The 23,917-nt window shown below is 49.0% G+C and carries 24 protein-coding genes; 20 read left to right on the top strand and 4 right to left on the bottom strand.

Annotated features, from left to right (window positions below; all coding sequences use genetic code 11):
* Positions 1-45: 45 nt before the first annotated feature.
* The 11 genes from BUA14_RS03095 (at position 46) to BUA14_RS03045 (ending at position 12,604) form a co-directional block, all read left to right on the top strand.
* The gene (locus BUA14_RS03095; RefSeq protein ID WP_072771238.1) at positions 46-1,188 is read left to right on the top strand and encodes an acyl-CoA dehydrogenase; all 1,143 of its coding nucleotides are present in this window, start codon (positions 46-48) and stop codon (positions 1,186-1,188) included.
* Between the two features lie 27 nt (positions 1,189-1,215).
* Complete coding sequence (locus tag BUA14_RS03090; RefSeq protein WP_072771237.1) at positions 1,216-1,989, top strand: electron transfer flavoprotein subunit beta/FixA family protein; 774 nt, start codon at positions 1,216-1,218, stop codon at positions 1,987-1,989.
* A 31-nt stretch (positions 1,990-2,020) separates the two neighbouring features.
* Positions 2,021-3,010, top strand: coding sequence for an electron transfer flavoprotein subunit alpha/FixB family protein (locus tag BUA14_RS03085; protein ID WP_072771236.1), 990 nt, complete (start codon positions 2,021-2,023; stop codon positions 3,008-3,010).
* A 219-nt stretch (positions 3,011-3,229) separates the two neighbouring features.
* Positions 3,230-5,323 (top strand): heterodisulfide reductase-related iron-sulfur binding cluster, encoded by a 2,094-nt coding sequence (locus BUA14_RS03080; protein ID WP_072771707.1) that lies wholly within the window; start codon positions 3,230-3,232, stop codon positions 5,321-5,323.
* 65 nt (positions 5,324-5,388) lie between these two features.
* The gene (locus BUA14_RS03075) at positions 5,389-6,027 is read left to right on the top strand and encodes an acetate uptake transporter family protein (protein ID WP_072771235.1); all 639 of its coding nucleotides are present in this window, start codon (positions 5,389-5,391) and stop codon (positions 6,025-6,027) included.
* 111 nt (positions 6,028-6,138) lie between these two features.
* Positions 6,139-7,479 (top strand): acetyl-CoA hydrolase/transferase family protein, encoded by a 1,341-nt coding sequence (locus BUA14_RS03070; protein WP_072771234.1) that lies wholly within the window; start codon positions 6,139-6,141, stop codon positions 7,477-7,479.
* 36 nt (positions 7,480-7,515) lie between these two features.
* Positions 7,516-8,694 carry an acetyl-CoA C-acetyltransferase gene (locus BUA14_RS03065; RefSeq protein WP_072771233.1) on the top strand — a complete coding sequence of 393 codons (1,179 nt, stop codon included), beginning with the start codon at positions 7,516-7,518 and terminating at the stop codon, positions 8,692-8,694.
* 11 nt (positions 8,695-8,705) lie between these two features.
* Positions 8,706-9,488 carry an enoyl-CoA hydratase-related protein gene (locus BUA14_RS03060; protein WP_072771232.1) on the top strand — a complete coding sequence of 261 codons (783 nt, stop codon included), beginning with the start codon at positions 8,706-8,708 and terminating at the stop codon, positions 9,486-9,488.
* A 107-nt stretch (positions 9,489-9,595) separates the two neighbouring features.
* Positions 9,596-10,780, top strand: coding sequence for a M24 family metallopeptidase (locus BUA14_RS03055; RefSeq protein ID WP_072771231.1), 1,185 nt, complete (start codon positions 9,596-9,598; stop codon positions 10,778-10,780).
* A gap of 87 nt (positions 10,781-10,867) precedes the next feature.
* Positions 10,868-12,040 carry an FUSC family protein gene (locus BUA14_RS03050; protein WP_072771230.1) on the top strand — a complete coding sequence of 391 codons (1,173 nt, stop codon included), beginning with the start codon at positions 10,868-10,870 and terminating at the stop codon, positions 12,038-12,040.
* A gap of 30 nt (positions 12,041-12,070) precedes the next feature.
* Entirely contained in the window at positions 12,071-12,604 is a 534-nt protein-coding gene (locus tag BUA14_RS03045; protein ID WP_072771229.1) for a GNAT family N-acetyltransferase, read from the top strand.
* 135 nt (positions 12,605-12,739) lie between these two features.
* Here the strand turns inward: BUA14_RS03045 and BUA14_RS03040 are convergent, their stop codons facing one another.
* Both BUA14_RS03040 and BUA14_RS03035 read right to left on the bottom strand, forming a co-directional pair.
* The gene (locus BUA14_RS03040; protein ID WP_178371613.1) at positions 12,740-13,030 is read right to left on the bottom strand and encodes a DUF1294 domain-containing protein; all 291 of its coding nucleotides are present in this window, start codon (positions 13,028-13,030) and stop codon (positions 12,740-12,742) included.
* A gap of 4 nt (positions 13,031-13,034) precedes the next feature.
* A complete protein-coding gene (locus tag BUA14_RS03035) occupies positions 13,035-13,337 on the bottom strand; it encodes a carboxymuconolactone decarboxylase family protein (protein WP_072771228.1) in 303 nt (100 codons plus the stop codon).
* 147 nt (positions 13,338-13,484) lie between these two features.
* On the opposite strand from BUA14_RS03035, the gene BUA14_RS27775 reads away from it, so the two are divergent.
* The 3 genes from BUA14_RS27775 (at position 13,485) to BUA14_RS03025 (ending at position 17,465) form a co-directional block, all read left to right on the top strand.
* A complete protein-coding gene (locus BUA14_RS27775; RefSeq protein WP_178371612.1) occupies positions 13,485-13,622 on the top strand; it encodes a hypothetical protein in 138 nt (45 codons plus the stop codon).
* 238 nt (positions 13,623-13,860) lie between these two features.
* A complete protein-coding gene (locus BUA14_RS03030) occupies positions 13,861-15,648 on the top strand; it encodes an ABC transporter transmembrane domain-containing protein (protein WP_178371611.1) in 1,788 nt (595 codons plus the stop codon).
* Positions 15,645-17,465, top strand: coding sequence for an ABC transporter ATP-binding protein (locus BUA14_RS03025; protein ID WP_072771226.1), 1,821 nt, complete (start codon positions 15,645-15,647; stop codon positions 17,463-17,465). The genes BUA14_RS03030 and BUA14_RS03025 overlap by 4 nt, the downstream gene beginning before the upstream one ends.
* Before the next feature lie 16 nt (positions 17,466-17,481).
* Here the strand turns inward: BUA14_RS03025 and BUA14_RS03020 are convergent, their stop codons facing one another.
* Together BUA14_RS03020 and BUA14_RS03015 are read right to left on the bottom strand one after the other, a co-directional pair.
* Positions 17,482-17,787 (bottom strand): hypothetical protein, encoded by a 306-nt coding sequence (locus tag BUA14_RS03020; RefSeq protein WP_072771225.1) that lies wholly within the window; start codon positions 17,785-17,787, stop codon positions 17,482-17,484.
* Between the two features lie 178 nt (positions 17,788-17,965).
* Positions 17,966-18,172, bottom strand: coding sequence for a PspC domain-containing protein (locus tag BUA14_RS03015; RefSeq protein ID WP_005816072.1), 207 nt, complete (start codon positions 18,170-18,172; stop codon positions 17,966-17,968).
* 170 nt (positions 18,173-18,342) lie between these two features.
* On the opposite strand from BUA14_RS03015, the gene BUA14_RS03010 reads away from it, so the two are divergent.
* From BUA14_RS03010 to BUA14_RS02985, 6 genes are all read left to right on the top strand, one after another.
* Positions 18,343-18,837 carry a spore coat protein gene (locus tag BUA14_RS03010; RefSeq protein WP_072771224.1) on the top strand — a complete coding sequence of 165 codons (495 nt, stop codon included), beginning with the start codon at positions 18,343-18,345 and terminating at the stop codon, positions 18,835-18,837.
* 190 nt (positions 18,838-19,027) lie between these two features.
* The gene (locus tag BUA14_RS03005) at positions 19,028-19,558 is read left to right on the top strand and encodes a chromate transporter (protein ID WP_072771223.1); all 531 of its coding nucleotides are present in this window, start codon (positions 19,028-19,030) and stop codon (positions 19,556-19,558) included.
* 18 nt (positions 19,559-19,576) lie between these two features.
* Positions 19,577-20,119, top strand: a complete 543-nt coding sequence (locus BUA14_RS03000) for a chromate transporter (RefSeq protein WP_072771222.1) — start codon at positions 19,577-19,579, stop codon at positions 20,117-20,119.
* Positions 20,120-20,213: 94 nt separating this feature from the next.
* A complete protein-coding gene (gene cls / locus BUA14_RS02995; protein ID WP_072771221.1) occupies positions 20,214-21,650 on the top strand; it encodes a cardiolipin synthase in 1,437 nt (478 codons plus the stop codon).
* Positions 21,651-21,804: 154 nt separating this feature from the next.
* Entirely contained in the window at positions 21,805-22,314 is a 510-nt protein-coding gene (locus BUA14_RS02990) for an RNA polymerase sigma factor (RefSeq protein WP_072771220.1), read from the top strand.
* Positions 22,311-23,630 (top strand): DUF4349 domain-containing protein, encoded by a 1,320-nt coding sequence (locus BUA14_RS02985; protein ID WP_072771219.1) that lies wholly within the window; start codon positions 22,311-22,313, stop codon positions 23,628-23,630. Before BUA14_RS02990 ends, BUA14_RS02985 begins: the two co-directional genes overlap by 4 nt.
* The last annotated feature ends 287 nt before the right edge of the window (positions 23,631-23,917 follow it).

Genomic DNA, 23,917 nt, shown 5'->3' with positions numbered 1-23,917 from the left:
TAAAGGTTAGAGATATTCAGAGAAAATGAGGGGAGACGAAAACGTATGATTTTTGATTTAAGTGAAGACCATGTGATGATGAGGAAAATGGTGCGGGATTTTGCCGAGAATGAGTGTGCGGCAGGCGCCGAAGAGCGGGATGAAAAAGAAGAATTTCCCCGTGAAATATGGAATAAACTGGCGGAACTAGGCCTGGCGGGGATCACCTTTCCCGAGAAATACGGCGGTGTGGAGGCCGACTATTTATCCTATGCTATAGCGGTTGAGGAATTATCACGGGTGGATGCCTCAGTCGGGGTGACTGTGTCCGCTCATTCCAGTTTATGTGCAAATCCTATTTATCTCTTTGGTACGGAAGAACAAAAACAAAAATATCTCGTTCCTCTGGCCAGCGGCGAAAAGATGGGAGCATTTGGCTTAACGGAGCCAATGGCCGGCTCCGATGCTTCCGGAACCCGGACCACCGCAGTTAAGGATGGGGATGATTATATCATCAATGGCACCAAAATTTTTATCACCAACGCCTATGAAGCCGATACTTACGTGGTCACGGCCCAGATGGATAAGAGCAAAGGGAATAAGGGCATCGCCGCCTTTATCCTGGAAAAGGGTATGCCGGGCTTTAGCTTTGGCAAGAAGGAAAAAAAGATGGGGATCCGCTCTTCGGCCACCTATGAATTGGTCTTTGATAATGTCAGGGTCCCGGGAGAAAACCTCTTAGGTCAGGAAGGACAAGGATTTAAGATTGCCATGGTCACTCTGGACTTCGGCAGAATCGGTATTGCCTCCCAAGCTTTGGGCATCGCCCAAGGGGCTTATGAGCAAGCCAGGAAATACGCTAAAGAAAGAGTTCAATTCGGCCAGCCCATCGCCCACTTCCAAGCCAACCAATTTAAGCTGGCGGATATGGCCACCCAGATCGAAGCAGCCCGGTTATTGGTTTATCAAGCGGCTTATCTGGCCACCCAGCATAAACCTGTCTCCAAAGCTTCAGCTATGGCTAAACTTCATGCTTCAGAGACAGCCATGTGGGTGACCACTCAGGCGGTCCAAATGCACGGCGGCTACGGATATACCCGTGAGTATCCCGTAGAGCGGATGATGCGGGATGCCAAGATCACAGAGATTTATGAAGGTACCAGTGAAGTACAGCGTATCGTCATTGGCAGCCATATCTTAAAAGAGTAGGTCTTAAATAGAGTAGGAGGATACCCTATGAACATTGTGGTATGCGTTAAGCAAACGATTGATACAGAAGCTAAAATCGTTTTAAACAGTGAAGGAAAAATAGATGCCAATGGGGTCACCCTGGTGATCAATCCTTTGGATGAATACGCCATTGAAGAAGCGCTCCGCATGAAAGAGAAATTCGGCGGTGAAGTGACCGTTATTACCCTGGGTGGGGATCAGGCCACCGCAACCATTCGCAGTGCTCTGGCTATGGGCGCCGATAAAGCGATTCATATTAACGACCCTGCTCTGGGGGAAGTGGATGAAGGCATAGCTGCCGCCATCCTCGCCAAAACCATCGAGACCATCCCCTATGACATCATTTTAGCAGGGGTGATGGACACCGATCATGGCTCAGCCCAGGTAGCCGTACGCATGGCTGAGAAGCTGGGGCTTCCTTCCATCAGCAGTGTCACCAAGCTGGATATTGATGGCACTCAGGCCACCGCTCTGCGGGTGATCGACGGCGGTCTGGCAACGCTGGAGGTATCCCTTCCGGCTGTGATCACCGTAGTTCAGGGCATCAATGAGGTGCGTTATCCATCCGTAGCCGGCATTATGAAAGCGAAGAAAAAGCCCCTGACACCTCTCAAGCTGAGTGACTTGGGGCTGGATGCTTCCGGCTTGGCGCTGCAGGCCAAGGTTACCCAATATACTTTGCCTACCCCCAGACAAGGAGGAAGAATACTTCCCGGTGAAGCGGCAGAAGCCACCCATGAATTAGCACGAATCCTCCGCGAAGAAGCTAAAGTTCTCTAATCAGTAATGAACACAGTTAGGAGTGAGTTATATGCCTAAGGGAATATGGGTATTTGTCGAACAAGCTGAAGGGAAAGTTCGCAAAATATCCTTGGAAATATTAAGTCAGGGGCGAAAAATTGCCGACCAGACGGGAGAACCTCTGGCGGCGGTGATCGCCGGTGACGGCATCGCCGACTTAGCACAGGAAGCCGCCGGTTATGGAGCTGATCAGGTCTTCTTACTGAACTCCCCCCAATTGGCCCAGTATACGACCGGGGCCTATACTTCCGCACTGGCTAAGCTCATTCAGGAAAAAGAACCCCAAGCCTTCCTGTTAGGCCACACGGCAGTGGGCAAAGATTTGGCTCCCCGCCTGGCCCAACGCTTAGGAGTCGGCCTTGCATCAGACGTTATCGATATTGAAGTGGATCCGGAAAAGTTCCTTCTTTATAAACGGCCTGTCTATACGGGCAGCGCTTACAGCTTTGTGGAAATCGTGAGCAGGCCCAGTCTGGCCACGGTAAGGGCTAAATCCTTCCCGGTGGCGGAGCCGGATCCGGCCAGGCAAGCCGAGGTCATCGAAGCAGCGGTGGCCATCGACCCGGAAGATCTGAAGGTCATTGTCAAAGATGTGGCCTATTTGGTGACCAGCCGCCCGGCGCTGACTGAAGCAGATTTTGTGATCTCCGGCGGCCGGGGCATGAAAGGGAAAGAGAACTTCGCTCTGCTTGAAGAGTTAGCCGATGTGGTGGGGGGAGCGGTGGGAGCTTCCCGAGCGGCCGTGGATTCCGGGTGGATAGACAACCAGTTTCAGGTAGGGCAGACCGGGAGCATTGTCGCCCCGACGCTGTATATAGCCTGCGGTATCAGCGGCGCGATTCAGCATATCGCCGGGATGGGAGCATCCAAGGTCATCATTGCCGTCAATAAAGACCCTGAAGCGCCTATTTTCAATGTGGCCGACTATGGTATCGTGGGGGATTTGTTTGAGGTTGTCCCCCTCCTTACGGAAGAATTTAAGAAATTAGTGAACGGATAGGATAGGGTTCGGATAGGAATAGGATTCGGATAACACTCAGATAGAATGTGGATTGGATTCAGATAAACCAAGGACCGGATTTTCTGGCTTATGCAGGGGGATTCACCCTTTTAAGGCAACGTGGATGCGGGAGTTCACCGCTGTAAACAAAAGAGGGTCCTGTTTGGAGAAGGGGGGCTGCCCTGGGGCAGCACCCCCAGGGGAAAGGGGAATAGGAATATGGCGACACGGGAGCTTTATTGGAATATTGAATATCACTGGCTGATTTACCCGATGCTGGTCATAGCTCTCGGTTTTTTCTGTTATGGTTTTTATCAGCGTTATCAGCTGTGGCAGATAGGGCGGCCTGAGAACCGCAGACAGAATATCGGCAAAAGAATAGGGGATGTCCTTCTTTATGGCTTCGGACATAAAAGAATCTTAAAAGATGCTTTTCCGGGAATCATGCACCTTCTGATGTTCTGGGGGTTTGCCCTGCTGTTCTTTGCCACGATGATTGTAGCCTTGCAGGCTGACTTAGGGATCAATATGTTTAAAGGCGGGCTCTATATCTTTATTAAGATAACCGCCAATGCCTTTGGACTGTTAGCCATTATCGGCTGTCTGATGGCTATCTGGCGGCGTTATGGCCAGCGTCCGGATCGCCTCGATAATAAAAAGGATGATGCCTTTGTCTTAGCCCTTATCCTCACGATCCTGGTCACCGGTTTTGTCATTCAGGCTGTGCGTATGGCGGCAGTTGAAGATCCCTGGGGCATGTATGCCTTCATCGGCTATGCCATGGCACCCTTTTTCAAGGGTTTGAGCAATTCAACCCTGGAAGGAATTCATGCCTTTCTTTGGTGGTTCCATTTCATTTTAGTGATGGTCTTTTTCGGGTATTTTCCTTACTCCAAGCTTTCTCATATCTTCCTGGCTCCCGCCAATCAGTTTTTGCGGCACCATGGCCCCGTCGGCGTCCCGGAGAATATCGATTTTGAAGATGAGAGCCTGGAGACTTATGGCAAAAGCAAGCTCGGTGAGTTCAGCTGGAAGACGCTTTTTAATACAGATGCCTGTTTGCGCTGCGGCAGATGCCAGGATAACTGTCCGGCTTATTTAAGCGGCAAACACCTTAATCCCAAAAAGGTGATTCAGGATATGGGCGTTTATCTGGAAGAGATGGGTCAAGCACTGAAAACCTTCCGGGCGGCCAACCCGGCCCTTGCCGTGGCCGGCTCTGGAAATGAGGTCGCGGTTGCGGCTGCGGCTGAAGCTGAAGCTCCTACGGAAGAAGAGTTGGGCTTGCGCTCTCTCATCGGTGGTGTGATTACCGAAGATGATCTTTGGGACTGTACCACCTGCCGCTCCTGTGAAGAACAATGTCCTATCTTTGTCGAGCATGTGGATAAAACCATTGATATGCGCCGTAATCTGGTGCTCATGGAATCACGTTTTCCCGCTGAAGCGCAGTTGGCTTTCCGCAATATGGAAAACAACAGCAATCCCTGGGGAATCGGCTGGTCTTCACGGGGGGACTTTTTGCAGAGTGTAGGATGTTTAACTATAGAAGAAAATCCAGATGCTGAAATTCTTTACTTTCCAGGTTGCTCCGGATCCTTTGATGCACGGAATCAAAAGGTCTCGGCAGCCTTGGTGAAACTCTTGAAGGCAGCACAAGTCAATTTTGCTATTTTAGGCAGTGAGGAGAAATGTTGTGGAGACTCAGCCCGCCGCCTGGGAAATGAATATCTATTCCAGGCCTTGGCTCAGGAAAATATTGAGACTATGAATAGCTACGGGGTAAAAACCATCATTACTCAATGTCCTCACTGTTTTAATACCCTTAAGAACGAATATCCTGAGTTTGGCGGGAATTACCGAGTGCTCCACCATACCGAATATTTAAACGAACTATTAGCCTCCGGTAGATTAAAGCTTCATAAAGCAGGCAGTGGTTCGGAAAGGGGGGGAAACAGTCAATCCGTTACCTATCACGATTCCTGTTATCTGGGCCGTTATAACACGATCTATGCGGAACCCAGAACCTTGCTGCAAGCCGCCGGTTTCCGGATTACCGAAATGTCCCGTCATCATGAGAAGAGTTTTTGCTGCGGTGCCGGCGGCGGAAGAATGTGGCTGGAAGAGCATCAGGGCCAACGTATCAATGAGATGCGCACGGACGAAGCCATGGCAGCAGGCGCAGAACTGGTGAGCACAGGATGTCCGTTCTGCTTAACCATGATCAGCGACGGCATAGCTGCCCGTGAGGCCGTGGAGAGCGTGAAGGTATTGGATATTGCAGAGATCCTTGTCGAAAGAATATCGGAATAATTGACCGGGCGTCAAAGCATTTTTTGACGGACAACAGGTCAAAAAGTAAGAGGGGAGATTATATTATGTCCAATAATAATGGGGGATGGGCAAATCCTTCGCCTGCAGGTCTGGTCGCTTTAGGGGTTGCTTGCTTTACTTTTTTCGCTTTGCTGAGCGGCAGGGTTACAGCAGGGGCGATGCCTCTGCTGGGGTGCTGGTTGATCGGTGGTTTTATTACTCAAGTCATTGTTGGTGCTATTGAGTTAAAAGAAGGCCAGATTCTTGGCGGCAACGTCTTCCTCTATTTCTCAGCATTCTTCATGCTGGTCGGAGGATTGGAGTTTTTTGTTAAGTATTTTGCTGCAGCGCAACAATGGTCGATACCCTTGGATACCCGCATTGACGGCTGGGCTTGGATCGTTCTTTCCTTTTGTCTGGTGCTCTGGACTCCGGCTTACTTCAAAGCGACAAGTGTCTTAACCATGATCGTTATTCTGATCGATATCGCCGTTGTCCAGGTTGCTTTCCTCGATTTGGGAGTTCTCAGTCCTTCCTTCAAACCTTTCGCTGCCTACGCTCTGCTTTTTGCGGGAATTTTGGCCATGTATCTCTCGGCGGCCTTAATTCTCAATACCACTTACGGTAAATCGATCCTTCCTTTGTCGAAGCCTTGGATCAAAGAAAAAACCCCCGCACCTGTTGGAAATGCTAAAAAAATGTAAGGCCATTATTGTTATAATTCGTTAATTATAGAGAATTTCGGATTAGGGTGGAGGAGCGTTTATCAACTAACCAGTTGATTGTCTAAGGGCAAGAATAAGGAGGGGCTGAATTTGAATAGTATAATTGAAGAGTATCAAAAGAAACTGACTTCGCCGGAAAAAGCTGTGAGTGTGGTTAAATCAGGGGATTGGGTGGATTATGGCTCCTTTACCGGTCAGCCCGTTGTCTTGGATAAAGCTTTGGCAGCTCGCAAAGATGAGCTTGAGGATGTAAAGATCCGGGCGGTCACGGCAGTGAGGATGCCCGAGGTGGTTAAGGTTGATCCCGAGGCCAGGCATTTCGTTTATAATAACTGGCATTTCAGCGGTTTAGACCGTAAGCTGCACGATCAGGGGCTTTGCTGGTACAGCCCGATCCTCTATAATGAACTGCCCAGCTATTATCGGCGTTTTCTTGATGTGGACGTAGCCATGATACCGGTAGCACCCATGGATGAAAAAGGCTTTTTTAACTTCGGGCCTCAGGTTTCTCATACCAAAGCCATGTTGGAAAAAGCAAAAATCATTATTCTTGAGGTGAATCCGAAAATTCCCCGTTGTCTGGGCGGTCTGGAAGAGGCCATTCATATTTCTGAAGTGGACACTATCGTGGAAACAGAATGGGACCTGCCCCAGATTCAACCCGTTCCTCCTACCGAGTTGGATAACAGAATAGCCGGATTTATTATGCCTGAACTCGTCGATGGCAGCTGCATTCAGCTGGGTATTGGCGGTATGCCTAATGCTATGGGTAAGATTATTGCTCAATCCGACCTTAAAGATTTAGGAGTCCATACCGAGATGATGACGGAAGCCTTTGTGGAAATGGTGGAAGCCGGACGTGTTACCGGTGCCCGCAAACAGATTGACAGATATAAACTGACCTATACTTTTTCGATGGGAACTCAGAAAACTTATGATTTTCTTGATAACAACCCCAGCTGCGCGATTTACCCTGTAGACTATGTGAACAATCCTTGGATCATCGCCAAGAATGATCGTGTGATCGCCATCAATAATTGCGTCGAAGTCGATTTATTCGGCCAAGTATGTTCAGAATCTTCTGGCACTCGTCAAATCAGCGGCACAGGCGGACAAGTGGACTTTACTTTAGGCGCCTACCATTCCCAAGGCGGTAAATCCTTTATCTGCCTGGAGTCCACCTACAAAGCGAAAAATGGCGAGATAAAATCGCGGATTAATCCTATCCTAACTCCCGGTGCTATCGTCACAACTCATCGCGCCATGGTGAATTATGTGGTGACTGAGCACGGCATCGTCAATTTGAAAGGGAAGTCCACCTGGGAGCGTGCCGAAGCTTTGATTTCCATCGCTCACCCCAATTTCCGCGATGACCTGATTAAAGATGCAGAAAAAATGGGTATCTGGAGAAGAACCGCTAAGCTTGCTTAATAAAATTTAGGTGTCATTACCTTGAGGAGGAACGTCATGAGAGAAGTAGTGATTGTCAGTGCTGTCCGTACACCCCTGGGGTCCTTTGGGGGAGCTTTAGAGAACTTTACAGGAGCCGAACTGGGAGCTATCGTGATCAAGGAAGCGATCAAACGGGCCGGAATCCTGCCTGCACAAGTGGAAGAAGTCATTATGGGGAATGTACTCAGTGCTGCGGCAGGTCAAAACCCTGCCCGACAAGCAGCAATTAAAGCAGGAATTCCTCAAGAAGTGCCCGCCTGGACCCTGAACAAGGTCTGCGGTTCCGGACTTAAATCGGTAATCTGTGGGGCCCAGGCCATCCTGGCCGGTGATGCGGATATTATTGTCGCCGGCGGCATGGAGTGCATGTCCTCATCGGCCTATGCTCTCCCTAAAGCAAGAAAAGGCTATCGGATGGGCAATGACAGTCTGGTGGATACCATGATCACGGATGGTTTAACCGATGCTTTCCATAATATTCACATGGGATTGACAGCCGAGAATATCGCTGAGCAATTCCAGATTTCCCGGGAGGATCAGGATGCTTTGGCACTGCGCAGTCAAAACCGGGCCGAGGCCGCTATCCAATCCGGATTATTCGATGAAGAGATTGTCGCTGTGGAAATCCCCCAAAAAAGAGGAGAGCCTCTGGTGTTCAGTCAGGATGAATTTCCCCGTTTCGGCACGACTCCTGATACTTTAACCAAGCTGCGGCCGGCCTTTAAGAAAGAGGGTACGGTAACTGCGGGCAATGCTTCAGGGATCAACGACGGGGCTGCCGCAGTGGTGGTCATGTCCAAAGAGAAGGCTGAGGAGTTGGGATTAGCAGTCCTGGCCAAAATCACTTCCTGGGCTTCTGCCGGGGTGGATCCTCTGATCATGGGGACCGGACCGATCCCTGCGACACGAAAAGCCTTGGCCAAAGCCGGACTGACCATTGCCGATATTGACCTGGTGGAGGCCAATGAAGCCTTTGCCGCCCAGGCCGCTATCGTTACCCGGGAGCTGGGATTGGATGTGGAAAAGACCAATGTCAACGGCGGCTCCATCGCCTTGGGGCACCCCATCGGTGCTTCCGGCACCCGCGTCCTGGTCACCCTTCTTCATGAATTGAAACGACGGGACGGACAGCGGGGGCTGGCCACCTTATGCATCGGCGGCGGTCAGGGCGTCAGCCTGATTGTAGAGAGATAGGGGGGAGAACTATGACGTATTCAAATATCCTGGTTGACTATCAGGAGCAGATTGCCCTGGTGACGATCAATCGCCCCAAAGCCTTAAATGCGCTGAATACGCTGACCTTGCAGGAACTCAGTCAGGTCGTTGATGATTTGGCCAATAATTCCTTGGTACGGGTCGTGATTCTGACGGGAAGCGGGGAGAAGGCTTTTGTAGCCGGTGCCGATATTGCCGAAATGAACACGAAAACCCCGCTGGAAGCAAGGTTGTTCAGCCAATTAGGCCAAAAGCTGATGAATCAGATTGAAAGCCTGCCCCAACCGGTCATTGCCGCTATCAATGGTTTTGCCCTGGGGGGAGGCCTGGAATTGGCAATGGCTTGTGATATTCGCCTGGCCGGTGAGAATGCCCGCTTCGGGCAGCCGGAAGTAAACCTGGGTATACCGGCAGGCTTTGGCGGCACCCAACGGCTTCCGCGCTTGGTAGGCAGCGGGCGGGCCAGTGAAATTCTCCTCACTGCTGAGCTGTTGGATGCTCAGGAGGCATTTCGCATGGGTCTGGTTAACCGGGTTTATCCCAAAGAAGAGCTTCAGGAACAAGCTCTGGCTATGGCCAAGAAGATCGCCGCCAAAGCTCCCGTCGCCGTACAATTAACCAAAAGCGCCATTTATAAAGGGGCCAATATGGATCTGATCAGTGGACAAGATTATGAAGCAGAGGTTTTTGCTTTGGCCTTCCATACTGAAGACCGCAAGGCGGGCTTTAAGGCCTTTCTCGAGAAAAGCCAGGCTGAATTCCAGGGGCGATAAAGAATATCAGCTTAGAACCTCTTGGTTTAGAGAGGAAATGGTAAACATTCTATAGAATACTAACCCAGGACACGGCCTGGGTTTATTTTCTTTGAGAGGGTGATTGGATGTTTTCAAAATCTGAATATGAACGCCGCCTTAAAGGGTTTCAAGCTATCCTGGCGCAACAGGAAATAGACGGGGCACTCTTGGTTCAGCGGGCAGATACCCTCTATTTTACGGGGACGGCCCAAAACCTGCATCTCTATATACCCCAAGCAGGGCAGCCGCTGCTGCTGGTCTATCGGAATATGGAAAGGGTCTTGGCTGAGTCCCCTTGGGAAGCTTTTCCACTGACCGGTATGTCTAAATTGCCTGAACTGATCAGTGAACATGGGCATCCTCTTCCCCAGGTGATGGGGCTGGAATATGATGTTTTGCCTGTCGCCAACTATCTTCGCTACGCAAAAATCTTCAGCCAAACAAGGCTGGTGGATATTTCCTATCCGCTGCGGCTTTTCCGGGCTGTGAAATCTGCAGAGGAGATCGCCCGGCTTGAAGAAAATGGGCGGGTCTATGCACAGCTCTTAGAGTATGCTTCAACAGTGCTCCGTCCCGGCATGACTGAAATTGAACTGGAAGGTCTGCTGGAGGCTAAGGCGAGAATGCTGGGGCATGAAACCATGCTGCGCACCCGGGCCTTTGGCTTTGAATTTCATTTTGGCGGGGTGGTGGCTGGACCCCAAGGGGCGACTTCCGGCTACTTTGATGGGCCGGTTACCGGCCTGGGAGCATCTTATGCTCATCCCCTGGGGCCTTCCCATACCCCTATTCAGGCCGGGGATATGGTCATGATGGATTTAGTTATAGCCCAGGAAGGGTATCAGGTGGATGCCACCAGAATGCTGGTGATCGGGGAGCCTTCGCAAAAAATGGCGGAAGCCTATCAGATCAGCTGTGAAATCCAGGAACGGGCCCGTCTGGCCCTTATCCCAGGGCGCAAAACCGGGGATGTCTATGCCGAACTAGTGGACTGGGTGGAAAGGGAGACCCCTTATGCCGAGAATTTTATGGGGTATGGGCAGAATCGGGTCCGCTTCATCGGCCATGGGGTGGGGCTGGAGTTAGATGAACTTCCTACCATCAGTAAAGGAGCTCAGGAGATCCTGGCTCCGGGAATGACCATAGCCGTCGAACCCAAATTTATCTTTCCCGGGGAAGGAGCCGTGGGTGTAGAGGATACCCTCGTCATTGCCGGAGAAAAGGGGGCCCGTTTTCTTACCCATGCCCCCAAATCAATCCTCAGAGTTTAGAGATGAAAGCTTGAATTCAGGCCCTTTTCTGTCGGATTTCTTAACTTGCCAAAGCATGGGTTCGGATCTATACTCTAGTTACACAAATTGAGGGAAGGGGGATTTTCCCTGTTTTCTAAGCTTAAAACTTGGTTTGGCCCAAGAATTCTTAAGACCGGGCTGGGAGTAACCATTGCACTATTAATCTGCCAGATAGCTTCAGTAGGGCCGGCCAGCTTTGCCGCCATTACGGTGGTCATCAATATGCAGCCTTCCGTGAGCAAAGCCCTTTCTAACGCCTGGGAACAGATTGCAGTTAATATTGCGGCTGTGGTACTGGCTATTGCCGTGGGACTGACCGTGGGAAGCAACCCTTATATTATCGGCTTGGTTGTTATCTTAATGATCGCTGCTTCCAACCGTATGGGGTGGCATGGTGTGAATTTGGGGATTGTATCCATCATCTTCATCCTGGATGCCCCTCCCGACCAATTTTTGGAACATGCCATTTCCCGGGCTTTATGCATTTTTATTGGCTTGGTGGTAGCCCTTACTATTAATCGGGTGCTTGCTCCGCCGCGGTATAAAAAGCAGTTCAAAGAGAAGCTATATGCCCTTTTTTATGATTCCTCGGAGTTTTTCTTAAATAGCCTTCAACACTATGTGGGCTCAACATCACTTAATGACTATGAAAAAGCCAAGCCGACCTTGCTGGAAAAGCGGCTGGAAGAAGTGACAGAGCTTTACGAACATGCCCGGGAGGAATTCAGCTCTAAAGATAAAATGCAGCTTATGGAACGGCTCCTGGAACTTTGCCGGGGATTTATCGAGCGTGGAGAAAACATCGAAGAAATGACCCGCCAAAGAGTGAAACGGCGCCAGGCGCCTGATTCCCCTCCGCAAATGGGTCAAGGAATAAGTCAGGAGTTTCAAAGTCTTTTGGACTATATCCTGGTTGGCCAAGGGATCTTGGGAGCGCTTCGGGATAGTTTGTACCTCAGCTTCACCTTTGTCCCGGCCACGCCGTTGCGAACCCTTGATCAGGATTTTTGGAATGAGTTTGATCTAAGGATGGATCAGTGGCAAAAGCATTTCAGGGGTGTGTACTTTCTGCGGGCCACCATGGAGGTGGCTGTGGTGGCCACGGAAATGCGCTGGGCCTCCAAGCGGATGAGAAATAGTTACGAACTGAGCATTAAGAAGAAAGAGTTGCAGCCTTTGGAAGAATCCAAGCAATTCCTGAAAGAAGAGCCGGGTGTTTCCGGAGGCACTAAGGAATAAGTGGATTACAAAGGCTGACTGGGGAAGAAGATGACCATAAGCTATCGTATGCCTGCAGCGGACGAGCTGGAAAAAATCAGCGAACAGATCATGATGAGTTACCTATCAGCCTACCAAGGGCTGATGGCCGGCGAGTATTTGTCTTCGTTGCAAGCCGATCATTGGGTGTCGATTTTGCAGGAGGGTGCGGGCAAGGGAGATACTTGTCTGATTGCCGAATCTGAGGGAAAGATTATTGGCAGTACCGTGTTCAGCGTAGTCAAGGAGGGGAAGGATATCTATGGGGAATGGCATGCCTTTTATTTGCTGCCGGAATATATCGGTCTCGGTGTAGGCCATTCATTCTATCAGAGGATAGAGGAAGAAATGCTGAAGCAGGGATGTAACTATTGTCTTCTGGAGGTATTATCATCCAATCAGCGTGCCATACGATTTTATCTATCCCATGGTTTTACTAAAACAGAAACCTTTACCGTTCAGGAATACGGCATGATACTTTCCTGTGACAAAATGAGAAAAGACTTTAAAGGCTATCCTTCGGGGGGCTGTGTCAATAATCACTAATAAAGGCGTCCTGCCCCCACTATTATAGTGAAGGGAGGACGCCTTTGGCTATTTGCACCAACTTTGAGTTTTCGGAGTTAAGTTTTGACACAGCCCCTGTAAGCTTGCTTTAATTCATGCTTATTAATTCATGCTCTAAAGAGAAAGGTGCTGCCCCAACACATACATCATCAGCACATTCCATACCAGGAGCAGGGGGATTCCCAATACAAAGGTATTGTGCTTGGTTTTGTGCCGGAAAATCTGCATGCCCAGCCAAGCTCCCAGGGCCCCGCCCAGAAAAGCCAGGATAAAGAACCACTTTTCCGGAATGCGCCGGCCCCTGCTGCGGGCCCGGTTTTTATCCCATCCCATCAGAAAAAAGCAGATTGCGTTGATGATTAGGTAAGCCATCCCCAGTGGCCAAAGATTAAGTAAATCAGTCAAGAAGCTACTCCTTTTTGGCAAAGGCAGCAAAAGATGTGTTTAAGACGGAACAACCGGCAGTAAAGTAGGCCAGGCGCAATGTGTCGGCGATTTCCTGCTCCGAGATTCCTAACTGGCGGGCTTGATTGGCCAGGCTGGCCACTCCTGCCGAGGCTCCTAAGACGGTATCAAGGGCCAGCGCGATCAATGTCCTGGTCTTCTCATCAAGGCTGTTCTCCTGAAAAGCGAGAGCAGCTATGTTGCCAATTTCTTGGGCGAAGGCAGGATCATATCCTTCCAGGGACTTTAAGAAAGGGGGTAACGCCATAAAAAAACCTCCAATTCACCTTATTTACCTCTACTTTATAACTAAACGGGGAAGAAAGCAAAAGGAATTGCTGATATTATTTTTCACTTTCAGGGTATTCTAAAGAGGGTAGACCAGTAAAACTAAAAGCGGAAAAGGAGGAGTTGTATGTCCAAGCCCAAAGAAAAGAAACATGCCGTCGAGGTTATACGCAAGAAAGATCTGAACCCGGGAGATAAAATTCCTCCCTTTGCTGCTCACGACAATGACAAGATCGGTCAAGGTCATTCCAAAGAGCGGACTTAAAGGGTTGCTGAGATTATATTCTTGACAAAATTCTCCCCGGAGAGTAAACTGAGACACGAGCTGACATTGAGACGCACTTTTTTAAGTGCACGCGAACAATGGAAAAACACCTGCTTATGGACGGCAGGTGTTTTTATAATGCATTAATCTGTAGGACTTATTGCGAAACTATGCTATCATGTTTTCGTATGTTCCCTAAAGGGCAAAAGCTTTGATTTTTTTTCGAATGGGGTGGCCTATGCGTTTATTTATAGATTTGATGTGGTTTTTTAAGAAGGAAAAATTGAGTTATATTACCGGAATTATTCTGCTCATCATCCTGGCGGCCATCAATCTTTGTCCGCCTTATATTGTCGGCAGGGTCGTGGATGGAGTAACCAACCGGACCTTAACTCCGGAAACCCTTTGGTCATGGCTCTTGATCCTCTTCGGCCTGGGTATCTTATCCTACATCCTTCGCTACAGCTGGCGTATCCTGATTTTCGGAGCGGCGGCCCGTTTAAGCCGACTGCTGCGCCAACAGCTTTTTAAACATTATACCCGTATGTCACCCAGCTTTTATCAAAAGTACCGGACCGGGGATTTAATGGCCCATGCTACCAATGATATTCAAGCGATTCAAGAAACTGCCGGGATGGGTGTGCTGACTCTGGTGGACTCCCTGGTCACGGGCGGTTTTGTCGTTTTTTCCATGGCAGCCTTTCTGAGCTGGAAATTGACCCTTATTACTTTGTTGCCTATGCCGGTTATGGCCTGGGTCTCCAGTTATTACGGTACATTGCTTCATGAGCGCTTCTTCAAGGCTCAGGAGGCTTTCGGCGATCTTAATGATAAGGTTCAGGAAAATATCTCCGGAGTACGTGTCGTGAAAGCCTTTGGTCAGGAGGAAGTGGAGATTGAGTCCTTCCGCAAGCTGTCCGATGATGTGGTCAAAAAGAATCAGGCGGTGGCTGTGGTCGATTCCCTCTATGATCCGTCGATTATGCTGATTGTGGGACTATCCTTTTTTCTGGCCATCTCCTTTGGCGCTTATGAAGTGATCCATCTCCGGCTGACCCTGGGCCAGCTTACTCAGTTCACCCTTTATCTGGGACAGTTTATTTGGCCGATGCTGGCCTTTGGCTGGCTGTTCAATATTATGGAACGGGGCAGAGCTTCCTATGATCGCGTGCAGGCTTTGCTTGTGGTGGAGTCCGAAGTTCAGGATCAGGTTTCCGTACAGGGAGCCCCTGCAGGAAGCAGGGCAGAGCTTAGACAAAGTGTTAAGGGGGATATTTACTGCGCTCTTGAACAATTTACCTATCCCGGTCAGACAAAGCCCGAGCTGAAAAAGATCCATTTCACCCTTAAAGAAGGGCAGACCCTGGGCATCGTTGGCAAGACCGGCAGCGGCAAAACCACCCTTTTCCGGGTCCTCCTCCGTGAGTTTGCGGGAATGACAGGAGAAATTCGTATTGGCGGTGTCTCTATTGAGGAGATCCCTTTAGATAGCTTGCGAGGAATCTTTGGTTATGTCCCCCAGGAACACTTTCTTTTTTCCACCACCCTTGCCGAAAATATTGCCTTGGGGAAACCCCAGGCCCAGCTCTCGGAAATTGAGAAGGCTGCTAAAACGGCTTGTATTCATGAAGATATCCAGCGGTTTGAAGAGCGCTATGGGACCCTTGTCGGGGATCGGGGAGTCACTTTATCAGGAGGGCAAAAACAGCGGATTTCGATTGCCCGGGCCCTGCTGCTCGATCCTGAGGTACTGATTCTTGATGATTCTTTATCGGCTGTGGATGCCAAGACGGAAAAACAAATCCTCCTGGAGCTTAAGCGCAACCGCAGTCAAAAAACCACCTTGATCTCTGCCCACCGCCTCAGTGCTGTTGAGCATGCCGACTTGATTTTGGTCCTTCAGAATGGGGAAATAGTAGAGCGGGGCAGCCATGCCGAATTAATGGAGCATCAGGGCTGGTATGCTGAAACCTATCAGGCTCAACAACTGGAAAGTTTGATCGAAGAGGGAGGCGGACTGGCATGAGCACCCTTATCGCCGAAGAAGTGGAACACAAAGCCGGTCTTACCGGACAGGGCAGGACCATCTTCAGGCTCCTTACCTATTTAAAGCCCCATCTTAAACCCCTGGTTTTTGCCTTTGCCTTGCTCGTTGCGGGTACCGCGGCCGATGTAGCCGGACCTGTACTGATTAAGATCTTTTTGGATGACTACCTGACCCCTGGACGCCTGGAGCCTCTGGCTTTAACGATCCTGGGCGGTGGGTATCTGCTGCTGGTCATCTTGGCTTCTTTCCTTCAATATCACCAATTGGTTCGTTTCAATAAGATAGCCTTGCTGATTATTCAACAAATCAGGGTGGATATTTTCAGCAAGGTTCAATATTTGGCCATGAGTGTCTTTGACCGGACCCCGGCCGGAGCCTTAGTCTCCAGAGTCACCAATGATACAGAGGCGATTAAGGAGCTTTATATCGGTGTGCTATCAACCTATGTCCAGAACATTGTCTTTCTGCTGGGCATATTTATTGCCATGTTCAGCCTGGATGTCCGGTTGGCTGCCTTCTGCCTGGTGCTGCTCCCCATCATCGTTGCTTTGATGCAAATCTACCGCAAGATCAGCTCCAAGATATACAGGATCTCCCGGGCGGAGCTGGGCAGGTTGAATGCGATACTTAATGAGTCCATCCAAGGCATGAATATCATTCAAATCATGAGACAGGAAGAAACCTTTCAAAAGAAATTTGCCGGTATTAACGAGAAGTATTACGGTGCGGCCATTGCCAATATTAAACTGGAAAGCACGCTGATGCGTCCGGCAGTGGATCTGCTCTACACCTTGGCGCTGATTTTGGTCCTGGGTTTCTTTGGTCTGGAATCGATCATTGGTCCGGTGGAAGTGGGAGTGCTCTATGCTTTTATCAATTATTTGGATCGTTTCATCGACCCGGTGAATATGATCTTAATGCGCCTTTCCCAGCTTCAGCAGGCGATTATCGCCGCGGAAAGGGTCTTTGAAGTGCTGGATGACGGGCGGACCACCACCGCACTTGGTTTGAATGCTGTTCAGGAAGCCGGTGCACTTCCTGCTCCTGGTATAGAAAAAGGTGAGATTGAATTTCGCAATGTCAGTTTCTCCTATGATGGTGTCACTGAAGTCTTAAAAAATATTTCCTTTACGGTTCACCCTGGGGAGACTGTAGCTTTAGTAGGCCATACCGGGAGCGGGAAAAGCACGATTTCCAATCTCTTAATGAAGTTTTACCCTGTTAATCAAGGAGAAATCTTGATTGACGGCCTATCCTTGAATGACTTTTCCCAGGAAGAGCTGCGCACTCAGATTGGGCTGGTTGCCCAGGATCCTTTCCTCTTTGTCGGGGATATTGCCGGTAATATTGCTCTCAACCGGCCCCGGGTTAAGGAAGGAGAGGTGGAGGCGGCGGCAGAATTTGTGGAGGCTGATCAATTCATCACCAAGCTGGGGCAGGGGTATCAGGAACCTGTCAGTGAACGGGGCTCCACACTCTCCAGTGGTCAACGGCAGCTGATCTGCTTTGCCCGCACCATTGCCGGAGAGCCTAAAATTCTTATTCTCGATGAAGCGACTGCCAGTGTGGATACAGAGACAGAAGAGGCTATTCAAACCGCCTTAAACAAAATGCGCCAAGGGCGCAGTACCATCGCTATTGCTCACCGGCTTTCCACTATACAGGATGCCGATCTTATCCTTGTTTTGCATCAGGGACACATTGTTGAGCGGGGCAATCATAATGAACTCCTCGCTCAAAAAGGCCTGTATTACAAAATGTTCCTGCTCCAACAAGGGGCAGGCAAAGGGTATTAAAAAGTACCAGAAACAGTTAATGGTTTGGGTATGCGTAGTCCACCATGGCTTGATTGAGGGGAATAAAATCAGCACTGATTTCAGGTGCTGCCAGCCACTGGCTGGAGGGGGAAGCAGGATTAAAGTAATCCACGAATTCCCGGAAGTTTTCACCGGAGTAAGCTTCGCGAAATCCCTGCAGATTAAAATGAGCCACAAAGTTGCAGTTCAGGTTGAGATGATAGTAGAGTTCTTTATTGATAAGTCCGGCGTTTTGTTTGTCGATGACTTTCTTAAAATTGGCAAAGACTTTTTGTTGTTGTTCCTCCGACATTCTGTACATCATATTCCTCCCGATTCAACTATTCCTTAACTTTAAGATCTCATGCTTAATTTAACCCATTTGCAGCAAAGTGATTCTTGGCTTTAGTTGGAGTTTTCCGAAAAAAATGCCCGCTTGAACTTTGCATCAAGGGGCATTCTCTGCTTAGAGATAGTCTGAATCAGGAATTGAAAGGAAATCATGGGTTTAAGTATCTATGATCGGGATTCTTGGGAATAACAATCCAGGCGATCAGGTAAGCGAAGAACCCCATGCCGGCGCCAAAGATGGCAATAACAACCGCCAGCCTAATCAGGGTCGGGTCCACATCAAAATACTCACCCAAACCACCGCATACCCCGGCCAACATCTTTTCCCTTCCTGAGCGGTAAAGGCGCTTTTCCATATTAATATCCCCCTCCCGTAGTCCATAATTTTGTTTCTCTACTCTAAAGTACGTGGGAGCAAGAGAAAAGTTTCGGTGCAAAACGTTCAATGCTAAATAATTCTCCCGGAAAATACATAGTTTCCGGTTATTGGTCAACACTAGGGTTAATATTTTAGGGAGGTGTCTTCATGCAAGTTCAACTCAGTCAAAAGGAGCAAATGCTTCTTAAAGACTTAAAAGGTCACGAAGAATTATGTGTCGAAAAATATAGTAAATATGCCAAGGAAGCCGAATGTTCAAATCTCAGTCAAATGTTCCAGAACCTTGCTTCCCGCGAACAGCAGCACTATAACACCATCAGCCAGATCATGTCCGGTCAGGTTCCGTCCATGAATCAAGGCCAAGGACAGCAGGCCCAAGGGCAGCAAGCCCAGGGAATGCAACAGCAGGGGCAGGGGATGCAGTCTCAAGGGAGCAACAGCTACAGCCAAAAAGATTTTAATATGCTCAGCGATATGCTGGCTACTGAAAAATATGTCTCTGGAACCTATGACACCTCAATTTTTGAATTCCAGGACACAAATCTCAGGCAAATTCTTAATCATATTCAAAAAGAAGAGCAGGAACATGGTGAAGAAATCTTTAACTATATGCATTCCCATGGCATGTATCCTGTTCAATAAGGTTTTGTTAAGTAACGGAAAAGTAATGAAAAAGATAAGGTCAGAACCGGATAAGATGACCAGAAGAGGCTGTTGTATCAAGGAACTTTAGGGTTCATTTGGGCAACAGCCCTTTTTGCTTTTTGATGTTCTCAATTGAGTGGGACTTTGTTATAATGATAACCATGTGAAAGGTTTTCAGGATGAGGAGATGAAATCATTGGAACAACTATTGGATATCTTTCTGGCGTTTTTCCGCGCCAGTAATTTGGCCTTTGGTGGTGGTCCGGCCATCATTCCGCTGATTCAGGCAGAAGTGATCAATCATGGTTGGATGACTTTGGAGCAGTTCTCGGAAGGCCTGGCCATTGCAACCTCGTTGCCAGGCCCTATCGCCGCTCTTTTATCCGGATATGTGGGTTACCATGTGGCGGGATGGCCGGGAGTATTGGCTGCCTTGCTGGGCACCTTGGCTCTTACCTCTATTTTGGTCATTGCTTTAACGGGCTTTTTGATGAAGCATAGCAATTCTCCTGTACTTAAAGGGGCCTTAACCGGAGTTCGCCCTCTGGTGACGGTTCTGGTGGCCAAGACAGCTTTCGACATGGGCTTAAGCGCCTTTCCAAGCATCTGGAGCTGGGTCATAGCCGGTGCGGCCATGATCTGCCTTTATAAATTGAAGCTGCATCCGGGAATTGTAATTATCCTATCCATGGTCTTTGGACTTTTGGTCTTTCAGTAAGGATATTGAGGTGATGACATGATTAAAAAGTTATGGGAAGTGTTTATTGGCTGTGCCCGTGCCACCAATTTAGGTTTTGGCGGAGGTCCGGCTATGATTCCCTTAATTCAACGGGAGGCGGTTACCCGCTATAAATGGCTGACCGAAGAGGAATTTGCCGATGCCCTGGCAATTGGGAACTCATTGCCGGGTCCTATTGCCACCAAGCTGGCAAGTTATATGGGATATAAGGTTGCCGGCTGGCCCGGTGCTTTGGCCGGACTCTTGGGGACACTCCTTTCCACCTTTGTGATTGTGATTTTAGGAGACCTTTTGATCAGATACTCGCATACGCCGGCTTTAAGTGCCGCACTCACCGCGGTAAGACCGGTCGTGGTGGTTCTGATCGCTCAGTCGGCCTATGATTTAGGCAAGAAATCCTTTCCCAAAAAATACCGCAGTACCTGGGCTGTTGCCGTAGTAGCCCTGGCTATCTTATTTATGACCAGCGTTCATCCCGGTATCCTCGTGATCTGTGCTTTGGTTTTTGGCTATATTGCTTATGGGAGAAAGAAGGATTGAGATTGAGCTTTAGAAAAGCAGCTTCGCATTGAAGTTGCTTTTTTTTGTCATACTATTGTCATACCAAAATGCAAGAAAACGGTGTCAGGACAAGGTGATTAAATTGATAAAACTTTTGATCGGTTCAGCTCTGTTAGCCCTTTCACTGGCGCTGCTTATCATTTGCTTAGAAAAGAAGAATCCGGAAAAGACCGCGGCCTGGCTGTCTTTTCTGGCCCTCAATCCTCTCTTAGGGTTGTTGATCTACCTGGTTTTCGGCTGCACCCCGATTAAAAAAAGCTTATTCCGGTCCAAACATATACCCGGGGAACAATTGCCCGCTTTAGCCCATCAGCAAAAAGAGAATTTCTCTGAAAATGAGATCTATATCCAGGAGTCCATCGACGCCAAAGGCCTGTCACGGCTTTTATTAGGAAAGGCTTTCGCGCCTTTATCCCGGAATAATTCCCTTACCCTTCTCCACAACGGAGACGAAAAATTTGCGGCTCTGCTTGAGGATTTAGAAAAAGCTCAGGACCATATTCATATGGAATATTATATTTTTCATGACGACGCCATTGGCAGGACCGTCCAACAGCTGCTGATCCGCAAAGCCGCTGAGGGTATAAAGATACGTTTGATTTTTGACGGGCTGGGCAGCCGCACACTCGCTAAGAATTTTCTCAGAGAGTTGAGAGCTGCCGGAATAGAGCTGCAGTGGTTTTTACCCCTGCGCTTTCCACGGGCCTTCTTGACCTTGAACTATCGCAATCATCGCAAACTGGTGGTCATTGACGGCAGGATTGGCTATCTGGGCGGTATCAATATAGGGGATGAATACTTATCCCGAAGCGCTAAGTACGGATTTTGGCGGGATACCCATCTGCGCTTGGAAGGGACCAGCGTGCACACCATTCAGGAGATTTTTTTCAATGACTGGTATTATCTCACGGAGGAAATCCATAGGGACCCTCGTTATTTTCCCGAGGACCGGACGGACGGGGAAAAGCTGGTCCAAATTATTGGCGGAGGACCGGATTCCCATTATGAATCCATCAAGGAACTCTTCTTCACGATGTTAAGCACGGCTCAAAAAGAAATCGTGGTGACGACTCCTTACTTCATACCGGATGAAAGTATGATCATGGCCCTGAAAACCGCGGCCTCCAGAGGGGTAGCCGTTAAAATCATCGTCCAGGGAAAACCTGATCATAAGCTTCCTTACCTGGCCTCCTCCTCCTATTTCCACGATTTAATCCCCTCGGGTGTGGAGATCTATCGCTACCAAAAGGGGATCCTGCACAGCAAAGTATTGACTGTTGATCAGGAGATAGGTGTGGTCGGATCTGCCAATTTTGACATACGGAGTTTTCAAATAGATTTCGAATTGAGTGCGGTGATCTTCGGTTCTGATTTTGCAGAGAAGCTGGTTCGCGACCAAGAGCAGGATCTACGGGACAGCCTGCAGATAACCCAGCAAGATCTGCAAAGCAGAACGCCGCTTTTGTCTTTGCAAATCGCTTTAGCGCGTCTTCTTTCACCTTTGCTCTAGTGGTCTGTGACACCTGTTGCAGGCCAATGTCTGGAATTCTGCCTAATAGGCAGGATTTCTTTCTTTTCGTGGGGAATAGAAAGAGAGAATATCGTCAGATATTCAAACATACCAGCGTCTAAATTAACAGAAAGAGAGAGGAGGTTTCCTCATAGTGCAAGCGGACTCCTTTGATGAGATTTATGAAGAGCTTTTTCCTATTCTTTACCGTTTTGTACGTTTGCGGGTACCGCAAAGTGATGTTGAGGATGTAACCGCTGAAGTGATTACTAAAATCTGGCGAGCATTGCCTAATTTTGAGGGTAAAAGTACCCTGAAATCGTGGGCGCTCCGCATCGCTTATCATCATATTGCCGACTTCTACCGAACCCGCAAGGGGAAAGGGATGCAAATAGTATCGTTAAGTGAGGAAATAAAATCTACCCAGTCGACAGATGATCATAGTGACCATTTATTGACCGTGCTGAGCGTAAGCGAAACACTGGCCAAGCTTTCTGAACAACAAGTGGCAGTGATACAACTCAGGCTTATTGAAGGATTCAGTGCCATCGAAGTAGCTCAGATTCTGGGCATAACCCAGCAAGCTGTGGATAGTCTCCTGTATCGAGCAAAGAAGAGCTTCCGGAAGTATTACGAGTTGGAGAATGCAGGGGGAATTCGATGATGAAAAAGGATGCATATAACCTATGGGAGCAGGAGGGCGATTTAGAGAAGATGAAGCTTTTCTTTCATGAAACTCGCCCTGATTCAGAGCAAAAAGAACGGATTAAACAGCTCACTCTGGAGAAGATTCGCGTGGAGGAGCTGAATGCCGCTGCCGTCGGTGAATCACCGCGGAATATTCTCATTCCCGATCTCCCCCCCAAGGAGTCATGGGGAGGAAGAGCCCAGAGAAGGCTGAAATCTTTTTGGTGGAGATGGCAATGGAAGTTGGCCCTGCCGGTGGCGGCGGTAGTTATGTTCGCCTTTATCGGGATTGGCATGGAAAGCCTTAAGGATTCCTCCAAAGGATTTGGGGGAGGCTTCACGGCAAACTCCTCGGCAAACACTGCGGCACAAGATTCGGGGAGCCAGGAAAATATCAGTATGGCAGCCCCCAAAGAATCGGCTCAAAAAAGAGCTATGGATACCTATGGAGCAGGCGGAGCGCCTGAGGTTATGATCGGTATGTCGGATATGGCGGCGGAGGAAAGCGGAGCGCTTAAGGAAAGCCCTCAAAGTGCCCCAAGTATCCAAAACGCCCCCATTATGCCTATTCCCGAACCCCAGGCTCCTCCGGCCGCTGACGACCTGGCCAAGAAAATCACCTATACTCTGAATGCCAGCATCCAGGTTGAGGATGTCTCCCAAGCTCTCACCCGGGTTACTCAGGAGATCACAAGCCTGGGGGGATATGTGGTGAATTCCTCGGAAAGCAGCTATCAAAACAACAGTTCAGCTTACGCCACCTTTAAGATCCCATCCCAGCAGCTGGAGGGTTTCAAGGGCCGCCTGGCAGAGTACGGCAAGGTTTTGAATAACTCCACCGATTCTCTGGACGTTACCAATGAATACTATGATACCCAGTCAAAACTGAGGAATTTACAGGCTCAGGAAACACGCTATCTGGAGATTCTTAAAGAGGCCAAAACTGTGGATGAGATCCTGCATATCGAGAGCTATTTAAGCAGTACACGCATGCAGATCGAACAATTGCAGGGACAAGTCAAGCTTTGGGATCATCAGGTTGCCTATTCCACAGTAAGCATCAACTTTCAGAACACCCCCAACCCTGTCAGTGTGGATGAGCCCTGGCGGCCTGTTGCCTGGGCCAATACTTGGCAGGCTGCCCAGGATGCTGTGCTGAAAACCATCAGCTCTACCTGGAACGGTATCAACTACCTTGTGGTCGGCATCGCTTATGCCTTGCCTTACCTTCTGGGAGGCGCGGTTCTCTTTGGAGTGTATAAGACAGTTAAGAAAGTCAGGCGCCAAAAATAGCATGGATCAAGATAAAGAGCTTACGTATAGGTGCGTAAGCTTTTTGTTTTGTAAAGGGCGGCAGTGGATGAAGGAATAATCCCGGTACTTGTCACGTTTACGGCACCAGGGACATAGAGTATAGTGGGCGGAGGATCAAAGCGGTTATTGGTGGTAGTATCAATTATTTTGATAGCCTGGGTTTTACAAAAAAGCAGAAACCCGGTGCCGATTTAAGGCGCTGGGCTTCTGCTTTTATTCCCGGGAGTATTTGTCACACTTCGCCGGATGCAGGCATATAGTATAGT

It is taken from the genome of Desulfitobacterium chlororespirans DSM 11544 (assembly GCF_900143285.1).
Classification (GTDB): domain Bacteria; phylum Bacillota; class Desulfitobacteriia; order Desulfitobacteriales; family Desulfitobacteriaceae; genus Desulfitobacterium; species Desulfitobacterium chlororespirans.
The sequence above is the reverse complement of the archived record's forward strand: the minus strand, read 5'-3'. Positions and strand labels throughout refer to the sequence as shown.

Excerpts from the sequence above, each read along its gene's own strand:
- BUA14_RS03095 (WP_072771238.1), top strand. The coding sequence starts at position 46 with ATGATTTTTGATTTAAGTGAAGACCATGTGATGATGAGGAAAATGGTG.
- BUA14_RS03090 (WP_072771237.1), top strand. The coding sequence starts at position 1,216 with ATGAACATTGTGGTATGCGTTAAGCAAACGATTGATACAGAAGCTAAA.
- BUA14_RS03085 (WP_072771236.1), top strand. The coding sequence starts at position 2,021 with ATGCCTAAGGGAATATGGGTATTTGTCGAACAAGCTGAAGGGAAAGTT.
- BUA14_RS03080 (WP_072771707.1), top strand. The coding sequence starts at position 3,230 with ATGGCGACACGGGAGCTTTATTGGAATATTGAATATCACTGGCTGATT.
- BUA14_RS03075 (WP_072771235.1), top strand. The coding sequence starts at position 5,389 with ATGTCCAATAATAATGGGGGATGGGCAAATCCTTCGCCTGCAGGTCTG.
- BUA14_RS03065 (WP_072771233.1), top strand. The coding sequence starts at position 7,516 with ATGAGAGAAGTAGTGATTGTCAGTGCTGTCCGTACACCCCTGGGGTCC.
- BUA14_RS03060 (WP_072771232.1), top strand. The coding sequence starts at position 8,706 with ATGACGTATTCAAATATCCTGGTTGACTATCAGGAGCAGATTGCCCTG.
- BUA14_RS03055 (WP_072771231.1), top strand. The coding sequence starts at position 9,596 with ATGTTTTCAAAATCTGAATATGAACGCCGCCTTAAAGGGTTTCAAGCT.
- BUA14_RS03045 (WP_072771229.1), top strand. The coding sequence starts at position 12,071 with ATGACCATAAGCTATCGTATGCCTGCAGCGGACGAGCTGGAAAAAATC.
- BUA14_RS03035 (WP_072771228.1), bottom strand. The coding sequence starts at position 13,337 with ATGGCGTTACCCCCTTTCTTAAAGTCCCTGGAAGGATATGATCCTGCC.
- BUA14_RS27775 (WP_178371612.1), top strand. The coding sequence starts at position 13,485 with ATGTCCAAGCCCAAAGAAAAGAAACATGCCGTCGAGGTTATACGCAAG.
- BUA14_RS03030 (WP_178371611.1), top strand. The coding sequence starts at position 13,861 with ATGCGTTTATTTATAGATTTGATGTGGTTTTTTAAGAAGGAAAAATTG.
- BUA14_RS03025 (WP_072771226.1), top strand. The coding sequence starts at position 15,645 with ATGAGCACCCTTATCGCCGAAGAAGTGGAACACAAAGCCGGTCTTACC.
- BUA14_RS03020 (WP_072771225.1), bottom strand. The coding sequence starts at position 17,787 with ATGTACAGAATGTCGGAGGAACAACAACAAAAAGTCTTTGCCAATTTT.
- BUA14_RS03015 (WP_005816072.1), bottom strand. The coding sequence starts at position 18,172 with ATGGAAAAGCGCCTTTACCGCTCAGGAAGGGAAAAGATGTTGGCCGGG.
- BUA14_RS03010 (WP_072771224.1), top strand. The coding sequence starts at position 18,343 with ATGCAAGTTCAACTCAGTCAAAAGGAGCAAATGCTTCTTAAAGACTTA.
- BUA14_RS03005 (WP_072771223.1), top strand. The coding sequence starts at position 19,028 with ATGAAATCATTGGAACAACTATTGGATATCTTTCTGGCGTTTTTCCGC.
- BUA14_RS03000 (WP_072771222.1), top strand. The coding sequence starts at position 19,577 with ATGATTAAAAAGTTATGGGAAGTGTTTATTGGCTGTGCCCGTGCCACC.
- BUA14_RS02985 (WP_072771219.1), top strand. The coding sequence starts at position 22,311 with ATGATGAAAAAGGATGCATATAACCTATGGGAGCAGGAGGGCGATTTA.